Here is a 15175-nt window from a genome sequence, read left to right on the forward strand (position 1 = left end):
AAGGTATGTCCTTCATGAACGAGCGTCAACGGCGTAGCGACGCGGCCACGGCAAATGCCGTCGCGCGCGGCCTGAACATCCTGGATGTGCGCAACGTCGTGCTGGCCCGGCGCTACATGCGCCACAAGGGCGTACCCGACACCGTCATCGCCCGCGTGATCGGCCGGCCCGACGCGCGTCGCCGTGAGAGTTCCGAACAATCGGTATCGGAAGCGATCACACCCACCCATCCGGAAGACCCATGAAGCCCGCTACGGGACCGCAGGCGGAGCTGGCCCAGGCGCGCGCATTGCTGACCATGGCGCGCGAACTCCTGCAGATGGACGCGGCCGGGGGTGTGCTGTCGCTGGTCGGTCAGCAGATCGCCGGGCTGACGCATGCGGATGCCGCCTTGCTGGTGGTGTGCGGCGGCGACAGCGAGGACGTGGTTGCTTTCGATCGCCGCGGCAGGCCGCAAGCGGATGCACAGGACCATCCCTGGTACCGGGCCGCGGCCGCGATGCTGGCGCCGCCCTGCAGCCCTGCAGCCCGGCTGGCGGCGGCGCGGCAAGCCAGCCCGCGGTGCGGCGCCTCGGCCAGCGCCTGCTGGCGCTCGGGGTGCCGGCGCCGGCGGCGATGGCTGCGCTGGTGGTCGGCTGGGAGCGCGACGCGGACATGCCGGCCTGGCAGGAGCGCAGGCGGGTGCTGTCGACCATCCTCGAACTGGGCGCGGCGGCATTGGGCAGCCTGCAGGGGCGCAGTTCGCTCGAACGCCTGGTGTATTCCCAATACGCGCAGATGGCAGACACTGCCCAGGCGCATGCCGAGGAACTGGCGCGCCGCGACGTGAACGAAGGCGAAATGCGCCGCCTGTCCCTGACCGATGTGCTGACCGGCTTGAACAACCGGCGCGGCTTCTTCATCCATGCGGAGCACATCTTCCGGCTGGCCCAGCGCAAGCATGCGCGCAGTGCCGTCATCTTTGCCGACGTGGATGGCCTCAAGCAGGTCAACGACGAACTCGGGCATGAAGCGGGCGATAGCCTCATCTGTGATGCGGGAAGTATCTTCCGGGAGTCCTTCCGCGATGCCGACGTGGTCGCGCGGCTGGGCGGGGACGAATTCGTCGCCTACACGCTGGACGAAGGCAGGCCGCACATTATCCTGGAACGCCTGAACGCCAATGCGCATGCGTTCAACCTGATGCAGGAGCGTCCCTATCGGGTATCGATCAGCGCCGGCATCGTGCAGTGCGATCCGGGGAGCGAACAGACGCTGTTAAATTACCTCATGCTGGCCGACCAGCAGATGTACGTGCACAAGCGTAAGCGCCTGCACTAGGATGCGACCTAGGCGGCGTCTTCGCCGATTGCCACGGAGCGTTCGGCCGCCATCGAGTCGCCCAGCGACTTGCCGTCTTCGTCGCTGAGTTCCGGCGGGTCGAGCATATCGTGCAGCATGGCTTCCAGTTCCGGCGTGTCCCACGGAATACCGTGGCGCGTCTGAAGGTGGATGTAGTGCCTGATTTCGCTGTCCTGTTCCGGGGTCAGCGGCAGGCCGCGGAACGTGGCCCGCGATTCGATCTGGTTCATGGCGTCTCCCTGCGCGCGCTGTGGCGCGGCCAGCTTTCGAATCTACGCGCATTCGCTGCTGCCGGGCGCACGCCAAGGGCGCCGGCCGCCGCTTATCGGCAGCCCGAAAACCGCGGAAATCCACAAGCAATCAAATCCCCCACATCCGGGTTCTCCAGATAATCCAGGTGCGCCGCCACCGGATTCTCGATCAATCCCAGCCAGGTCCGCGCATTCGACACCAGCACGTCCGCCACCGCCACGTCTGGCGCCGCATAGCGTGCCGGCAGCAGGCGATAAGTGAGCAGGTCGTTCGGGTCGGTGAAGGCGACCACCGCCAGGCGCGCGACCGTTTCCGCGCGCGGCGTGAAGGACTGGCGGCGCCGCAGTTCGAGGTAGCGCTGCAGCGCATCCGGCGCGCCCACGCTGCGGTTCTCGGGCCGCGATTCGATGTTCTGCTCGGCCAGGCCGAGGATGGGCAACTGGTTGCCCGCCATGAACAGCAGGCCCAGGCGGCGCGAGGCTTGCAGGCCCAGCTCGCGGGTGCGCGGCTGGTTCGACTCCAGCATGCTGCTCAGGGCATCGAACAGGATCTTGCTGCCCAGGCTTTCGGCGACCACGGCCAGGGTGCGGTCGCCGTTTGGATTGCGCTCGATGATGCGCGACACCGATTCGACCATCGCATCGCGGATCGCATCGTGGCTGGCGCCCTCGTAGATCACGGCGTCGGACAGGCAGTCGTTCAGCAGCCTGTCCTTGACGTAGCCGTTGGCCCAGGCGCGCTTCGGCTTGCACTCGCCGCTGCCGGCGCTCGCGCAGCCGGTGGGCGTGCCGGTGTTGTCGTAGTCGAGCTGGCGCTTGAGCGGCGCCGTCAGCGGCGACCAGATCAGGGCGTGGAAGCGCACCTGCGCGCCGCCGATCTGCTGGGTACGCTCGACGAGCTGGATGCCGTTGGAGGCGGCCGCCGCCTGTTCGGGAACATTGGCCGACACCACGCCGGCGATGCGGTCGATGCCGTGGTTGGCCCAGGCCGCGTCGTGGGTGCACATGCCGTGCACCAGGATGAGGTCGAGCGGGCGGCCGCCGCTGTTCTGGACCAGGCTGGCGATGCCGGGGAAGGGCGCGCTGTCGCGGACGACGACGGCTGGGCGGTAGGGCGTGGTGCAGGCGGCCAGCAGGCCGGGGACCAGCAGGGTCAGCAGGAACCGATGAACATGGCGCATGGTTCTTCCTCCAGGAGCGCCGGCCGGGGCGGTCGGCAGACGGACTCGACTATAGCGAGCCTGCCGCAGGAGGGAGCGGACCTAAAACAAAAAAGCCGCGCACAATGAAGTGGGCGGCTTTCTTTTTACAACCGAAAGAACCAGATTACTTGATCTTGGTTTCTTTGTAGATCACGTGCTTACGTGCTTTCGGGTCGAATTTGGTGATTTCCATCTTCGCCGGCATCGTGCGCTTGTTCTTGGTCGTGGTGTAGAAGTGACCGGTACCTGCGGTCGATTCCAGTTTGATCTTGTCGCGGCCAGTTTTTGCCATGATAGCTCCCTATTTAGATTTTCTCGCCGCGGGCGCGCAGATCGGCCAGCACAGCGTCGATGCCCAGCTTGTCGATGACGCGCAGGCCGGCATTCGAAATACGCAGGGAGACCCAGCGGTTTTCGGATTCTACGAAGATGCGGCGGTTCTGCAGGTTCGGCAGAAAACGACGCTTGGTTTTGTTGTTGGCGTGGGAGACGTTGTTGCCAACCATCGGGCCCTTGCCAGTAACTTGGCAAACACGTGCCATAGCGCACTCCTTGAGTAAACTTCCACAATCGGAAAAACGAGAGTATAGCGCGAAAACAGTCGCGTAATCAATCACTTGCAGAAAAAAATTGTTTCTTAAATCATAGAATGTATTTAACAATCGTAAAATTACGCAAGTATTGCGCCGTAAGGGCTTGTTTTCACACTGTTATCCGGCAGCGATGGGGGTCTTTAGCGCGGCTTTGCGAGGTGTTGCACGGTCGCCCGTAGCACAGGACCGGCAGCTTCATGCGCTCCCGTGCATGGCTGCTTCGGCGATTTCCTGGGCGCGCTGTACGCTGATGCCCTGGTGGTCATCGACAGCCAGCGGGTGGCCGGATTCCTCCAGCACGATGAAGGGCCGCTGATGATGGGCGCGCGGATGGACGGATGCGCATTTGAAGCTGAAGATCGCGGCCATTCCCCTTCCATTCGCGGAAATATAATCTACGCAGTGTAGCCTAGAGCTGCCCGTGCTCGGCAAACGAGTACACCTGCGGCCCGGCCACCACGAAATGGTCGAGCACCCGCACGTCCACCAGGGCCAGCGCCTGGCTGAGGGTACGCGTCAGGCGCACATCGGCCTCGCTCGGGTCCGGCGAGCCGGACGGGTGGTTGTGGGCGAGTAGAACGTTGGCGGCATTGCAAGCCAGCGCTTCCTTGACCACTTCGCGCGGGTGGACGCTGGCGTGGGTGAGCGTGCCGCGGAATAGCTCCTTGTCGGCGATCAGGCGGTTCTTGACGTCTACAAACAACACCGTGAAGGCTTCATAGGGCCGGCCGCCGAGCTTGATGCGCAGGTAGCGCTTGACCGCCTCGGGCGAGGACAACAGGTCGCCGGCCTGCAGTTGCTCGGCGATCGCGCGCCTTGCCAGTTCCATCACGGCCTGCATTTGCGCGTACTTGGCCATGCCGAGGCCATGCACCTCGGAAAAGTCGGACAGGCTCGCGCCGAACAGGCCGTGCAGGGAGCCGAAGTGATGCAGCATGTCGCGCCCCAGTTCGACCGCGCTCTTGCCGCGCACGCCCACCCGCAGCAGCAGGGCCAGTAGCTCGGAATTGGACAGCGCCTGGGCGCCGTCGCGCACCAGGCGTTCGCGCGGTCTTTCCTGTTCGGACCAGTCGTTGATACCCATCCTGCCTCCATGCAAAAATGGACCGGGGCGGGGACAGTGAGCCGGCTCTGGCTTACAATAGCGGTTTGCACGTCAAGCACATACCAACACGCAATGTCCACCACCAACGCTCCCATCGTCACCGAATCGGCTTACCTGACCCTGCATTATCGTCTTGCCACCGCCGACGGTACTGATCTCGTCACAACCTTCGGCACTACGCCGGCCACGCTGATGCTGGGCCAGGGCCAGCTCGCGCCTTTCCTCGAGCAGCGCCTGCTGGGCATGACGGAAGGCACGCACCAGACCTTCGAGCTGAGCGCCGCCGAAGCCTTTGGCGAGCGCAATCCCGAGCTGATCCAGCCGGTGTCGAAGAAGACCCTGGAAGAGAATTCGGTGCCGGACGCGGATTACCAGGTCGGCGACCTGGTCGATTTCGCGGCGCCGGGGGGCGGCCGTTTTGCCGGCGTACTGCTGCAGGTGCGCGAGAACGATGCACTGTTCGACTTCAACCACCCGCTGGCCGGGCAATCCCTGAAGTTCGAAGTGAACCTGATTTCCGTCCTGTAAAAAAGCTAAGAGCAAACGTCATGGAAAACGAAATCCTGTTAGCCCAGCCGCGCGGCTTCTGCGCCGGCGTCGACCGCGCGATCGAGATCGTCGAGCGCGCCCTGCAGCAGTTCGGCGCGCCCATCTACGTGCGCCACGAGATCGTGCACAACGCCTATGTCGTCAACGACCTGCGCACCAAGGGCGCGATCTTCATCGAAGAGCTGGACGACGTCCCGGCGGGCAACACCCTGGTGTTCTCGGCCCACGGCGTGTCGAAGGCGGTGCGCGAGGAAGCCGAATCGCGCGGCCTGAAGGTCTTCGATGCGACCTGCCCGCTGGTCACCAAGGTCCACGTCGAAGTCGCCAAGATGCGCAAGCAGGGCGCCGAGATCATCATGATCGGCCACGCCGGCCACCCGGAAGTCGAGGGCACCATGGGCCAGGCGGAAGAGGGCATGCACCTGGTCGAGACGGTCGAGGACGTGAACACGCTGCAAGTCGCCAATCCCGACCTGCTGGCCTATGTCTCGCAGACCACGCTGTCGGTCGACGACACCGCCGAGATCATCGAAGCGCTGAAGGCACGCTTCCCGAGCATCATCGAGCCGAAGAAGGGCGACATCTGCTATGCCACCACCAACCGCCAGGAAGCCGTGAAGTTCATGGCGCCGCAGGTCGAGGTCGTGGTCGTGGTCGGCAGCCCGAACAGCTCGAACTCGAACCGCCTGCGCGAAGTGGCGGACAAGATGGGCACCCCGGCCTACATGGTCGACAATGCCGAGGCCATCGACCCGGCCTGGATCGCGGGCAAGCGACGTATCGGCGTGACGGCCGGCGCCTCGGCCCCGGAAGTGCTGGTGCAGGCCGTGATCGACCGCCTGAAGGAACTGGGCGCGGCCAGCGTGCGTGCGCTCGAAGGCGTGGAAGAACATGTCACCTTCCCGCTGCCCAAGGGCTTGACCGGCGACGCGCCGGCCGCCTGAACGGAAGCACGATGAGCGGTTTCGACGCGATCCCCCTGGAGTTCTTCCAGGATTACCCGGCGCCGGGCGTCAATTTCATCGACGTCGGCTGCGTGTTCGACGACCCGGTGCACTGGCAACTGGCGATCGATACCCTGTACGAGCGCACCGCGCACCTGCACTTCGACTTCATCCTGGCGATGGATGCGCGCGGGTTCATGATCGCCGGCGCGCTCGCCTATAAGCGCGCGATCGGCTTCGCGATGGCGCGCAAGCCCGGCAAGCTGCCCGGCGAGGCGATCAGCATCGACTACCAGCGCGAATACGGCAGCGCCACCATCGAGATCCAGCCGGCGCGCATCAAGGGCGAGCGCGTGCTGATCGTCGACGACGTGCTGGCCACCGGCGGCACCATCGAGGCGGCGGCGTCGCTGCTGCGCCAGGTCGGCAAGGAAGTCGTCGGTGCGGCGGCCTTGTTCGACATCGGCTTCTTCGAAGACAAGCGCACGCTGACCATGCCGGTGACGACGCTGCGCAAAGTTTAAGAGCAATCTGCGCTTGCCGATGGTGCAAAGCGCCCCGTCGCGGCGCATTCATTCTCCCATCTATCGTTTTCGTAAAATAATATTTGGCTGATCGGCAATTTTCCGATGTCAGTTTCTCAAAAATATAGCTATGATGTCAGCGCGGCACTTCGGCCATCCGGGTGCCGTTTTTTTTAAGCGAGACATTGAACAATGGAAACTTTCATCCAGCAGATCCTCAACGGTCTGGTGCTCGGCAGCATGTATGCACTCATCGCGCTCGGCTACACCATGGTGTACGGCGTGCTGAACCTGATTAACTTCGCCCACGGCGACGTGCTGATGATCGGCGCCATGGTCGGCCTGAGCATCCTCAAAATGCTCGACGCGCATTTCCCCGGCATGTCCGGCTGGCTGCAGCTGGCGCTCGCCATCCTCGGCGCGATCCCGGTGGCGATGCTGGTCAATGTGCTGATCGAACGCATCGCCTACCGCCGCCTGCGCAATGCGCCGCGCCTGGCGCCCTTGATTACCGCGATCGGCGTCTCGATCCTGCTGCAGACCTTCGCCATGATGATCTGGGGCCGCAGCCCGCTGCCTTTCCCGCAGCTGCTGTCCTCGGATCCGATCTTCATCGGCGGCGCCGTGATTTCGCAGACCCAGGTGCTGCTGCTGGTGCTGGCCGCCGTCGCCATGATGGGCCTGGTGTTCCTGGTCGAGAAGACGAAAATGGGCCGCGCCATGCGCGCCGTCGCCGAGAACCCGCGCGTGGCCGGGCTGATGGGCGTGGACGCGAACCGCGTGGTGGTGACGACCTTCGCCATCGGCGCCGCGCTGGCCGCCGTCGCCGGCGTGATGTGGGGCGCCAATTACGCATCGATCCAGTTTGCGATGGGTACGGTGCCGGGCATGAAGGCCTTCTCGGCCGCGGTGCTGGGCGGTATCGGCAATATCTACGGTGCGATGATCGGCGGGATCGTTCTCGGCATCATAGAAAGCCTGGGCGCCGGCTACATCGGCGACCTGACCGGCGGCTTCCTCGGCAGCCACTACCAGGACATCTTCGCCTTCGTCGTGCTGATCCTGGTGCTGACCGTGCGCCCGTCCGGGATCATGGGCGAACGCGTGGCCGACCGCGCATAAGGAGACGACGACATGGCTCTCCTGACCTTCGACACCGCGCACAAACCGCGCCAGGCTTACGCCAGCATGGGCATCCTGCTCGCGGTGATGCTCGTCTTCCCCTTCGTTGCCAGCCAGTTCGGCAATTCCTGGGTGCGCATCCTCGACATGGCCCTGCTGTACATCATGCTGGCGCTGGGCCTGAACATCGTGGTCGGCTTTGCCGGCCTGCTGGACCTCGGCTACATCGCCTTCTTCGCGGTCGGCGCCTACCTGACCGGTCTGATGGCCTCGCCGCAGTTCGCGGCGCTGCTGGAATCGGTCGTCAACTATTCGCCGGCGCTAGGCGATTCGCTGGTCGCGCTGTTCGGCGAGGACATCCGCACCAACGGCATCCACCTGTCGGTGTGGGCGATCGTGCCGCTGGCGGCGATCACGGCCGGGCTGTTCGGCGCGCTGCTGGGCGCGCCGACCCTGAAGCTGCGCGGCGACTACCTCGCCATCGTGACCCTGGGCTTCGGCGAGATCATCCGGATCTTCATGAACAACCTGAACGATCCGATCAATTTCACCAACGGTCCGCAGGGGATCAATCTGATCGATCCGATCCGCATCTTCGGCGTCTCGCTGGCGGGTGAGGCGGGATCGCGCGCCACCGTGTATGTCGGCGGCTTTGGCATGCCGTCGGTGAACGCCTACTACTTCCTGTTCCTGCTGCTGTGCATCGTCACCATCTTCATGACCAGCCGCCTGCAGCACTCGCGGCTGGGCCGCGCCTGGGTGGCGATCCGCGAGGACGAGATCGCCGCCAAGGCGATGGGCATCAATACCCGCAACGTCAAACTGCTGGCCTTCTCGATGGGCGCCTGCTTCGGCGGCGTGGCCGGCGCCATGTTCGCGGCCTTCCAGGGTTTTGTTTCGCCCGAATCCTTCTCCTTCACCGAATCGATTGCCGTGCTGGCGATGGTGGTGCTGGGCGGTATCGGCCACATCCCCGGCGTGGTGATGGGCGGCGTGCTGCTGGCGGCGCTGCCGGAAGTGCTGCGCCACGTGGTCGAGCCGGCCCAGCAGGCGCTGTTCGGCAAGGTGCTGATCGAGGCGGAAGTGCTGCGCCAGCTGCTGTACGGCCTGGCCATGGTCGCGATCATGCTGTACCGCCCGGCGGGCCTGTGGCCGTCGCCACGCAAGGAAGACAGGCCGGACGCGGCGCTGGCCAAGGAAGAAGCCGAGGAAGCAGCATGAGTAACTTCCTCCTGAACATCTCAGGCGTCAATAAGCGCTTCGGCGGCCTGCAAGCCCTGACCGAGGTCGGCATCAAGATCGAGAAAGGCCAGATTTATGGCCTGATCGGGCCGAACGGCGCCGGCAAGACCACCTTCTTCAACGTCATCACCGGCCTCTACCAGCCGGACACCGGGACCTTCGAACTGGCCGGCAAGCCGTATTCGCCGTCCGCGCCGCACCAGGTGGCCAAGGCCGGCATCGCCCGCACCTTCCAGAACATCCGCCTGTTCGGCGAGATGACGGCGCTGGAAAACGTGATGGTGGGACGCCACGTGCGCACCCGCCAGGGCGTGATCGGCGCCATCCTGCGCCACAAGGCGGCGCGTCTTGAAGAAGCGGCGATCCGCGCCAGGGCCCAGGAACTGCTGGACTTCGTCGGCATCGGCCAGTTTGCCGACCGCACCGCGCGGGGCCTAGCCTACGGCGACCAGCGCCGCCTCGAGATCGCACGCGCGCTCGCGACCGAGCCGACTTTGCTGGCGCTGGACGAACCGGCGGCCGGCATGAACGCCACCGAAAAGCTGGCGCTGCGCGAGCTGCTGGTGAAGATCCAGGGCGCCGGCATCACGATTTTGCTGATCGAGCACGACGTCAAGCTGATGATGGGCCTGTGCGACCGCATCTCGGTGCTGGAATACGGCAAGCTGATCGCGGAAGGCCTGCCGGCCGAGATCCAGAAGAACAAGGCGGTGATCGAGGCTTACCTCGGCACCGGGAGTAGTCATTAAATGAGCGAGAACATTCTCAAGATTAGCGGCCTCAAGGTGGCCTACGGCGGCATCAAGGCCGTCAAAGGCATCGACCTCGAGGTCGATCGCGGCGAACTGGTGACCCTGATCGGCGCCAACGGCGCGGGCAAGACCACGACCCTGAAAGCCATTACCGGCACCCTGCCGGCCTGCAAGGTGGAAGGCAGCGTGTCCTACCTGGGCCAGCCATTGGGCAGCGCAAAGTCCTTCAAGCTGGTGCAGAGCAAGCTGGCGATGGTGCCGGAAGGGCGGGGCGTGTTCACCCGCATGACCATCCACGAAAACCTGATGATGGGCGCCTATACGCGCAAGGACCAGGCCGGGATCGAGGCCGACATCGAGAAGTGGTATGCGGTGTTCCCGCGCCTGAAGGAACGTTCTGCGCAACTGGCCGGCACCCTGTCCGGCGGCGAGCAGCAGATGCTGGCCATGGCGCGCGCGCTGATGTGCCATCCGACCCTGCTGCTGCTGGACGAGCCCTCGATGGGCCTGTCGCCGATCATGGTCGAGAAGATCTTCGAGGTGATCCGCGATGTGTCTTCGCAGGGGATCACGATTTTACTGGTGGAGCAGAATGCACGGCTGGCGCTGCAGGCGGCGCATCGGGCTTATGTGATGGAGTCGGGGGCGATCACGATGTCCGGGAATGCGGCGGATATGTTGCATGATCCGCGGGTGCAGGCGGCGTATTTGGGAGAGTAAACAGTTGCACGTCATTCCCGCGCAGGCGGGAATCCAAGTTATGCGCATACTGCCGACGCTAACAATTAGCTACGAACTTGGATCCCCGCCTTCGCGGGGATGACGGCGGCAAAACAAACGGCCCGGACCGCGCAAGCAGTCCGGGCCGTTCTCCTTTGCAGGAGCGCAGTATTACTTAGGCAGCGTTGGCAGCACCGTTGGCGGCCTTGCCGGCAGCAGCGGTGAACTGCGAGACGGCGGCGTTCATGTTCGACTCGATGGCTTCTGCAGCCTGCTTGCTGGTCTTGGTGAACTGCTCGTAGCCAGCGTTGGCGTTGCTGATGGCGGTCTTCAGGGCCGACACATAGGTCTCGGAACCGGCCGGGGCGTTCTTGGTCACTTCGTCGACCAGCGAGATCACCTTGCGGTTGACTTCGGCGACCTGGCTTTCGGCAGCGCGCGAGAACTCGGCGCCGGTGTCGGCGGCGATGGTTGCCACTTGACGGCCGTAGGCCAGGGCCTTTTCAGCGCTCGGCTGTGCCTGGGCGGTGGTCACCGAGAAGAATTCCTGCGGATCTTTGACAGCCAGCAGCTGGCGGGCAGTTGCCGACGAATTTTCCAGCGCGGCTTTGGCCGTGGCGATGTTCAGGTCCACCAGCTTCTCGACACCCTCGAAGGTCTTGGCGGTCAGCGCCGAAAACAGGGCGAATTGGGATTCCAGATTGGCTTTGGTCGCGTTCGAAAACTGCTCGGGGAATGCAAACATGGTGTTCTCCAGTAATGGACAAATATTGAACTTGGGTAGACCCGATACTGCTCGGATTCTTGCAGGCGTCTTGTTTCGAACCTGTTTGTGCGCCGCAACATGAACAGATTCTACCGGGTTCCGATTATGCGTCAAGCACTTTTGATGCGGCGCACAATACAAAGGCGATGTTTTGAGATATATCAATCCATACAATCGTTTGCGTGCTTGCTTGTTTGCACGGATACAACATTCGCGATGGGTAAAGAGGGCGCCGGCAGGGACCCTGGCAGCATGCTAGACTGGCAATCCGATGAGCCCAGACACTTCCCCATCCCCAGCCAAGCCGCCTCATGCCCGGCCCTCCGCGGCGCCGGCGCAAGCCGGCTGGCTGGCGCCGGTGCCGCTGTTCTTTGTCGTCCTGTGGAGCACCGGTTTCATTGCCGCCAAATACGGTTTGCCGTATGCACCGCCGCTGTCCTTCCTGATCCTGCGCTGCCTGGGCGCGCTGCTGGTGCTGGTGCCGATGGTGCTGGTGGGCGGCGCACCATGGCCACACGGGCGCATCCTGCGCGTGGCGGTGGCCGGGCTTTTGCTGCAGGCCGGTTACCTGGGCGGCGTCTGGAGCGCCATCAAGATCGGCATGCCGGCCGGATTGTCCGCCCTGATCGTCGGCCTGCAGCCGATCCTGACCGCCTTCGCCGCGCCCCTGGTCGGCGAGCGCGTCAGCCCGCGCCAGTGGCTGGGACTGCTGCTCGGCCTGGGCGGGGTCGGCCTGGTCGTGTACGCCAAGATCAGCCTGAACGGCCTGTCGCCCGCCGCGATCGGCTTTTGCGTGCTGGCCCTGCTGTCGATTACCTGCGGCACGCTCTACCAGAAGCGCTTCTGCCCGCACTTCGACCTGCGCACCGGCACCCTGATCCAGTTCGCGGCCACGGCCCTGGTGCTGCTGCCGCTGGCCGCCGTGTTCGAGGATTTCGGCCCGACACTGGCGAACATCCACTGGACGCCGCAGTTCATCGGCGCGCTGCTGTGGTCCATCCTCGCGCTGTCGATCGGCGCCATCTTTTTATTGTTCCGGCTCATCAGCCGCAACGACGCCACCAAGGTCACCAGCCTGCTCTACCTGACGCCGCCGACCACGGCCGTGATGGCCTGGCTGATGTTCGGCGAAGCGCTGAGCCCGCTGGGCCTGGTCGGGATGGCGGTGGCGGTGATGGGCGTCGCCTTCGTCGTCAAAAAATAAAACATCGGGAGAACCCATATGATCAGCAGCCAGCAGCAGCAGGACGTCGACGCCGCCATCACTTCGCGCCGCTCGATCCGCGCCTATTTGCCGACCCCCGTCCCGCGCGAGGACATCGCAGCCCTGCTCGAGGTCGCGGCGCGCGCCCCGTCCGGCACCAATACCCAGCCGTGGAAGGTGTATGTGCTGACAGGCGAGGCCAAGGCGCGCTTCAGCAGCGCGATCCTGGCGGCCTATGCCGATCCGCAGCAGAACAAAGCGCATACCGAGGAATACGCCTACTATCCGCGCGAATGGGTGTCGCCCTTCATCGACCGCCGCCGCAAGGTCGGCTGGGACCTGTATGCGCTGCTGGGCCTGACGCGCGAGAACAAGGCCGGCATGGCCGCCCAGCATGGCCGCAATTACCGCTTCTTCGATGCGCCGGTCGGCCTGATCTTCACGATCGACCGCGTGATGGAGCAGGGCTCCTGGCTCGATTACGGCATGTTCCTGCAGAACATCATGGTGGCGGCGCGCGGCCGCGGCCTCGATACCTGCCCGCAGGCGGCCTTCACCCAGTTCCACCGCATCATCGGTGAACAGCTGGGCTTTCCGGAGAATGAAATGGTGGTCTGCGGCATGGCGCTCGGCTATGCCGATCCGGACAAGATCGAGAACACTTTAGTAACGGAACGCGAGCCGGTGTCGAGCTTCGTGCGCTTCGTCGAGTAAGTTATTGGATATACTGAACGCGCCAAGCTGTTGAAATATCAAGAGATTTCTACAACGTGAGAAACCTTGCGTTGTAGCAAAATGCGAGCGCCGGTGCTACATTCACTTGCGCTCCACTCGTCATTCGCTACACTGCAATAGTGCGCTTCAGTTCGCGTTCAAGGATTTACAGATGCTCAAGCTCGCGTTGGCCGCCGCCATCTCCATGATGTTCCTGCTTGCCCCGCCGGACGCTGCCGCCAGGACCAAGCACAAGGGACGCACCGCCGCGGCCAAGCATGTCAAGCAGGTCAAGCCCAAGCGCACCGACCTGGCCAAGGTCATCGCCGACGATAACCGTCAGCGCATGGTCCGCCGGATCGAGATGGTGCACGGCAAGCGCCGGGTGGTCTACCAGCGCGTGCGCCGCGCCGCGCCGGCCATCGCCATCCTCAGCGCCGGCGACCTGGTCGGCCTGAACAAGACCCACGATCCGCTGGACCTGCGCTCTTCCGTCGCCTACGTGATGGACCAGACCAGTTCGGAAGTACTGTTCGAAAAGAATTCCACCGTCGCGCTGCCGATCGCCTCGATCACCAAGCTGATGACGGGCCTGCTCGTCGTCCAGGCCCATCAGAACCTGGACGAAGTGCTGACCATCACCGACGCCGACGTCGACAAGCACAAGTACACCAGTTCCCGCCTGGCGGTCGGCGCCCGCATGACGCGTGGCAATCTGCTGCACATCGCGCTGATGAGCTCGGAAAACCGCGCCGCTGCCGCGCTGGGCCGCAACTATCCGGGCGGTATCGATGCCTTCGTCGCGGCGATGAATGCCAAAGCCAGGGAACTTGGCATGAACGACACGCATTACGTGGATTCGAGCGGCCTGTCGAGCCAGAACGTCTCGAGCGCGCGCGACCTGGCCAAGCTGGCGATCACGGCCCACCAGGAACCGCTGCTGCGCCAGTACACGACCGATCCGAACTACGCGGTCCAGGCCAGCGGCCGGACCCTGCAATATCACAACACCAATTATCTGGTGAAGATGCCGGACTGGAATATCGGCCTGCAGAAGACCGGCTTCATCAACGAAGCGGGGCGCTGCCTGGTGATGCAGGCCATGATCCAGGGTCGCAACGTGATCATGGTGTTCCTGGATTCGAAGGGGAAACAGTCGCGGACCGCGGATGCGGGCCGGATGCGCAAATGGCTGGAGGCCTTGAAGCCGGCCATTCCGGCGGCGGCGGCTGCCGCGGTGCCGGTGACGGTGTCGGCGGTGGTGCCGGGGACGGCTGCGCAGTAATCAGATACCGGCGCCTACTCTGTGCCCCAGCGTCGCCGAAATCTGCGCCGCCGTATTCACCAGATCTTCCAGCCATTCTTCCTGCAGCCGGTCGGCCGGCGCCGAGATCGACAGTCCCGCCACCAGCTTGCCGCTGTCGTCATGGATCCCGGCCGCCATGCAGCGCACGCCCAGTTCCAGTTCCTCGTTGTCGCGCGCGTAGCCGCGTGAGCGCACCAGCGCCAGTTCGCGCTCGAGGCGGGCGAGGTCGGTGATCGAATTCTTGTTGTGGCCGGCCAGCCCGGTGCGGGTGGCGTAGGCGCGGATCGCCTTCGGCTCGTCGACGGACAGGAACAGCTTGCCGGTCGAGGTCAGGTGCAGCGGACCGCGGCCGCCGATTGCACGCACCACTTGCATGCCGGAACGCTCGGAGAAGGCGCGGTCGATGTAGACGATCTCGTCGCCCTGGCGCACCGACAGGTTCACGGTCTGGCGCGTCTTGTTGTGCAGGGCGCGCATCAGGTCGACCGCCGCTTCGCGCACCGACAAGCGGCTCTTCACCACATTCCCCAGCTCCAGCAGGCGCATGCCGAGGCGGTAGGTACCGGGCTCGACGCGGTCGACGAAGCGGGTCACCACCATGTCGTTCAAGATCCGGTGCGCAGTCGACGGATGCAGGCCGGATACCTTCGACAATTCCTTCAGGCTCACAGGGTCCGAATAGCTGGCCAGGACGTCGAGCAGGGCGACCATGCGCTCGATCACCTGGATGGAAGTTTTCGCCGGTTCGAGAGTTTCCATTTTCATAGTGTGGTTGCTGCGGTGCGGTATATTTCCCTACTTTATACCATAATGTGAAAATTGTGTTTAACGTGTTATCCG

At 64.1% G+C, this 15175-nt stretch carries 20 protein-coding genes; 12 read left to right on the forward strand and 8 right to left on the reverse strand.

Features of this window, described 5'->3' with window-relative positions; genetic code table 11:
- Window positions 1–14: 14 nt before the first annotated feature.
- Both ACFPO9_RS04865 and ACFPO9_RS04870 read left to right on the forward strand, forming a co-directional pair.
- Window positions 15–245, forward strand: coding sequence for a hypothetical protein (locus ACFPO9_RS04865; protein WP_379767907.1), 231 nt, complete (start codon window positions 15–17; stop codon window positions 243–245).
- A 316-nt stretch (window positions 246–561) separates the two neighbouring features.
- The gene (locus ACFPO9_RS04870; RefSeq protein WP_379767910.1) at window positions 562–1320 is read left to right on the forward strand and encodes a GGDEF domain-containing protein; all 759 of its coding nucleotides are present in this window, start codon (window positions 562–564) and stop codon (window positions 1318–1320) included.
- 8 nt (window positions 1321–1328) lie between these two features.
- Here the strand turns inward: ACFPO9_RS04870 and ACFPO9_RS04875 are convergent, their stop codons facing one another.
- The 6 genes from ACFPO9_RS04875 to radC form a co-directional block, all read right to left on the reverse strand.
- Complete coding sequence (locus tag ACFPO9_RS04875; RefSeq protein WP_379767913.1) at window positions 1329–1571, reverse strand: hypothetical protein; 243 nt, start codon at window positions 1569–1571, stop codon at window positions 1329–1331.
- Window positions 1572–1663: 92 nt separating this feature from the next.
- On the reverse strand, window positions 1664–2773 hold the full coding sequence (locus tag ACFPO9_RS04880; RefSeq protein WP_379767916.1) for a hypothetical protein: 1110 nt from the start codon (window positions 2771–2773) through the stop codon (window positions 1664–1666).
- A gap of 145 nt (window positions 2774–2918) precedes the next feature.
- A complete protein-coding gene (gene rpmG / locus ACFPO9_RS04885; protein WP_005665735.1) occupies window positions 2919–3086 on the reverse strand; it encodes a 50S ribosomal protein L33 in 168 nt (55 codons plus the stop codon).
- A 13-nt stretch (window positions 3087–3099) separates the two neighbouring features.
- A complete protein-coding gene (rpmB, locus tag ACFPO9_RS04890; RefSeq protein ID WP_060567073.1) occupies window positions 3100–3336 on the reverse strand; it encodes a 50S ribosomal protein L28 in 237 nt (78 codons plus the stop codon).
- 246 nt (window positions 3337–3582) lie between these two features.
- The gene (locus ACFPO9_RS04895) at window positions 3583–3756 is read right to left on the reverse strand and encodes a hypothetical protein (protein ID WP_379767919.1); all 174 of its coding nucleotides are present in this window, start codon (window positions 3754–3756) and stop codon (window positions 3583–3585) included.
- A gap of 40 nt (window positions 3757–3796) precedes the next feature.
- A complete protein-coding gene (radC, locus tag ACFPO9_RS04900; protein ID WP_379767922.1) occupies window positions 3797–4471 on the reverse strand; it encodes a RadC family protein in 675 nt (224 codons plus the stop codon).
- Window positions 4472–4564: 93 nt separating this feature from the next.
- Here radC and ACFPO9_RS04905 point away from each other — a divergent pair, with 93 nt between their 5' ends.
- From ACFPO9_RS04905 to ACFPO9_RS04935, 7 genes are all read left to right on the forward strand, one after another.
- Window positions 4565–5020: an FKBP-type peptidyl-prolyl cis-trans isomerase gene (locus ACFPO9_RS04905; RefSeq protein WP_379767924.1), complete on the forward strand. Its 456-nt coding sequence runs from the start codon at window positions 4565–4567 to the stop codon at window positions 5018–5020.
- Between the two features lie 20 nt (window positions 5021–5040).
- Entirely contained in the window at window positions 5041–5985 is a 945-nt protein-coding gene (ispH, locus tag ACFPO9_RS04910; protein WP_379767927.1) for a 4-hydroxy-3-methylbut-2-enyl diphosphate reductase, read from the forward strand.
- 11 nt (window positions 5986–5996) lie between these two features.
- Window positions 5997–6509 (forward strand): adenine phosphoribosyltransferase, encoded by a 513-nt coding sequence (locus ACFPO9_RS04915; protein WP_379767929.1) that lies wholly within the window; start codon window positions 5997–5999, stop codon window positions 6507–6509.
- 192 nt (window positions 6510–6701) lie between these two features.
- Window positions 6702–7631, forward strand: coding sequence for a branched-chain amino acid ABC transporter permease (locus ACFPO9_RS04920; RefSeq protein ID WP_379767931.1), 930 nt, complete (start codon window positions 6702–6704; stop codon window positions 7629–7631).
- A 12-nt stretch (window positions 7632–7643) separates the two neighbouring features.
- Window positions 7644–8852: an ABC transporter permease subunit gene (locus ACFPO9_RS04925; protein ID WP_379767934.1), complete on the forward strand. Its 1209-nt coding sequence runs from the start codon at window positions 7644–7646 to the stop codon at window positions 8850–8852.
- Window positions 8849–9622, forward strand: coding sequence for an ABC transporter ATP-binding protein (locus ACFPO9_RS04930; protein WP_379767937.1), 774 nt, complete (start codon window positions 8849–8851; stop codon window positions 9620–9622). The genes ACFPO9_RS04925 and ACFPO9_RS04930 overlap by 4 nt, the downstream gene beginning before the upstream one ends.
- Complete coding sequence (locus ACFPO9_RS04935) at window positions 9623–10345, forward strand: ABC transporter ATP-binding protein (protein WP_379767940.1); 723 nt, start codon at window positions 9623–9625, stop codon at window positions 10343–10345.
- 175 nt (window positions 10346–10520) lie between these two features.
- On the opposite strand, the gene phaP is transcribed toward ACFPO9_RS04935, so the two are convergent.
- Window positions 10521–11090 (reverse strand): TIGR01841 family phasin, encoded by a 570-nt coding sequence (gene phaP / locus ACFPO9_RS04940; RefSeq protein WP_379767943.1) that lies wholly within the window; start codon window positions 11088–11090, stop codon window positions 10521–10523.
- A gap of 292 nt (window positions 11091–11382) precedes the next feature.
- Between phaP and ACFPO9_RS04945 the strand changes: the two genes are divergently transcribed.
- The 3 genes from ACFPO9_RS04945 to pbpG all read left to right on the forward strand — a co-directional run bounded on the left by ACFPO9_RS04945 (window position 11383) and on the right by pbpG (window position 14314).
- Window positions 11383–12315 carry a DMT family transporter gene (locus ACFPO9_RS04945; protein WP_379767946.1) on the forward strand — a complete coding sequence of 311 codons (933 nt, stop codon included), beginning with the start codon at window positions 11383–11385 and terminating at the stop codon, window positions 12313–12315.
- A gap of 18 nt (window positions 12316–12333) precedes the next feature.
- The gene (locus ACFPO9_RS04950; RefSeq protein WP_379767949.1) at window positions 12334–13029 is read left to right on the forward strand and encodes a nitroreductase; all 696 of its coding nucleotides are present in this window, start codon (window positions 12334–12336) and stop codon (window positions 13027–13029) included.
- A 172-nt stretch (window positions 13030–13201) separates the two neighbouring features.
- The gene (pbpG, locus tag ACFPO9_RS04955) at window positions 13202–14314 is read left to right on the forward strand and encodes a D-alanyl-D-alanine endopeptidase (protein ID WP_379767952.1); all 1113 of its coding nucleotides are present in this window, start codon (window positions 13202–13204) and stop codon (window positions 14312–14314) included.
- Here pbpG and ACFPO9_RS04960 read toward each other — a convergent pair whose 3' ends face one another.
- A complete protein-coding gene (locus tag ACFPO9_RS04960; RefSeq protein WP_379767955.1) occupies window positions 14315–15100 on the reverse strand; it encodes an IclR family transcriptional regulator in 786 nt (261 codons plus the stop codon).
- Between the last annotated feature and the right edge of the window lie 75 nt (window positions 15101–15175).

This window comes from Massilia aerilata, from assembly GCF_042656905.1.
Classification (GTDB): Bacteria; Pseudomonadota; Gammaproteobacteria; order Burkholderiales; family Burkholderiaceae_D; genus Telluria; species Telluria aerilata.

What these genes read in the sequence shown, in the direction of transcription:
- ACFPO9_RS04865 (WP_379767907.1), top strand. Translation starts at nt 15, where the DNA reads ATGAACGAGCGTCAACGGCGTAGCGACGCGGCCACGGCAAATGCCGTC.
- ACFPO9_RS04875 (WP_379767913.1), bottom strand. Translation starts at nt 1,571, where the DNA reads ATGAACCAGATCGAATCGCGGGCCACGTTCCGCGGCCTGCCGCTGACC.
- ACFPO9_RS04880 (WP_379767916.1), bottom strand. Translation starts at nt 2,773, where the DNA reads ATGCGCCATGTTCATCGGTTCCTGCTGACCCTGCTGGTCCCCGGCCTG.
- rpmG (WP_005665735.1), bottom strand. Translation starts at nt 3,086, where the DNA reads ATGGCAAAAACTGGCCGCGACAAGATCAAACTGGAATCGACCGCAGGT.
- rpmB (WP_060567073.1), bottom strand. Translation starts at nt 3,336, where the DNA reads ATGGCACGTGTTTGCCAAGTTACTGGCAAGGGCCCGATGGTTGGCAAC.
- ACFPO9_RS04895 (WP_379767919.1), bottom strand. Translation starts at nt 3,756, where the DNA reads ATGGCCGCGATCTTCAGCTTCAAATGCGCATCCGTCCATCCGCGCGCC.
- radC (WP_379767922.1), bottom strand. Translation starts at nt 4,471, where the DNA reads ATGGGTATCAACGACTGGTCCGAACAGGAAAGACCGCGCGAACGCCTG.
- ACFPO9_RS04905 (WP_379767924.1), top strand. Translation starts at nt 4,565, where the DNA reads ATGTCCACCACCAACGCTCCCATCGTCACCGAATCGGCTTACCTGACC.
- ispH (WP_379767927.1), top strand. Translation starts at nt 5,041, where the DNA reads ATGGAAAACGAAATCCTGTTAGCCCAGCCGCGCGGCTTCTGCGCCGGC.
- ACFPO9_RS04915 (WP_379767929.1), top strand. Translation starts at nt 5,997, where the DNA reads ATGAGCGGTTTCGACGCGATCCCCCTGGAGTTCTTCCAGGATTACCCG.
- ACFPO9_RS04920 (WP_379767931.1), top strand. Translation starts at nt 6,702, where the DNA reads ATGGAAACTTTCATCCAGCAGATCCTCAACGGTCTGGTGCTCGGCAGC.
- ACFPO9_RS04925 (WP_379767934.1), top strand. Translation starts at nt 7,644, where the DNA reads ATGGCTCTCCTGACCTTCGACACCGCGCACAAACCGCGCCAGGCTTAC.
- ACFPO9_RS04930 (WP_379767937.1), top strand. Translation starts at nt 8,849, where the DNA reads ATGAGTAACTTCCTCCTGAACATCTCAGGCGTCAATAAGCGCTTCGGC.
- ACFPO9_RS04935 (WP_379767940.1), top strand. Translation starts at nt 9,623, where the DNA reads ATGAGCGAGAACATTCTCAAGATTAGCGGCCTCAAGGTGGCCTACGGC.
- phaP (WP_379767943.1), bottom strand. Translation starts at nt 11,090, where the DNA reads ATGTTTGCATTCCCCGAGCAGTTTTCGAACGCGACCAAAGCCAATCTG.
- ACFPO9_RS04945 (WP_379767946.1), top strand. Translation starts at nt 11,383, where the DNA reads ATGAGCCCAGACACTTCCCCATCCCCAGCCAAGCCGCCTCATGCCCGG.
- ACFPO9_RS04950 (WP_379767949.1), top strand. Translation starts at nt 12,334, where the DNA reads ATGATCAGCAGCCAGCAGCAGCAGGACGTCGACGCCGCCATCACTTCG.
- pbpG (WP_379767952.1), top strand. Translation starts at nt 13,202, where the DNA reads ATGCTCAAGCTCGCGTTGGCCGCCGCCATCTCCATGATGTTCCTGCTT.
- ACFPO9_RS04960 (WP_379767955.1), bottom strand. Translation starts at nt 15,100, where the DNA reads ATGAAAATGGAAACTCTCGAACCGGCGAAAACTTCCATCCAGGTGATC.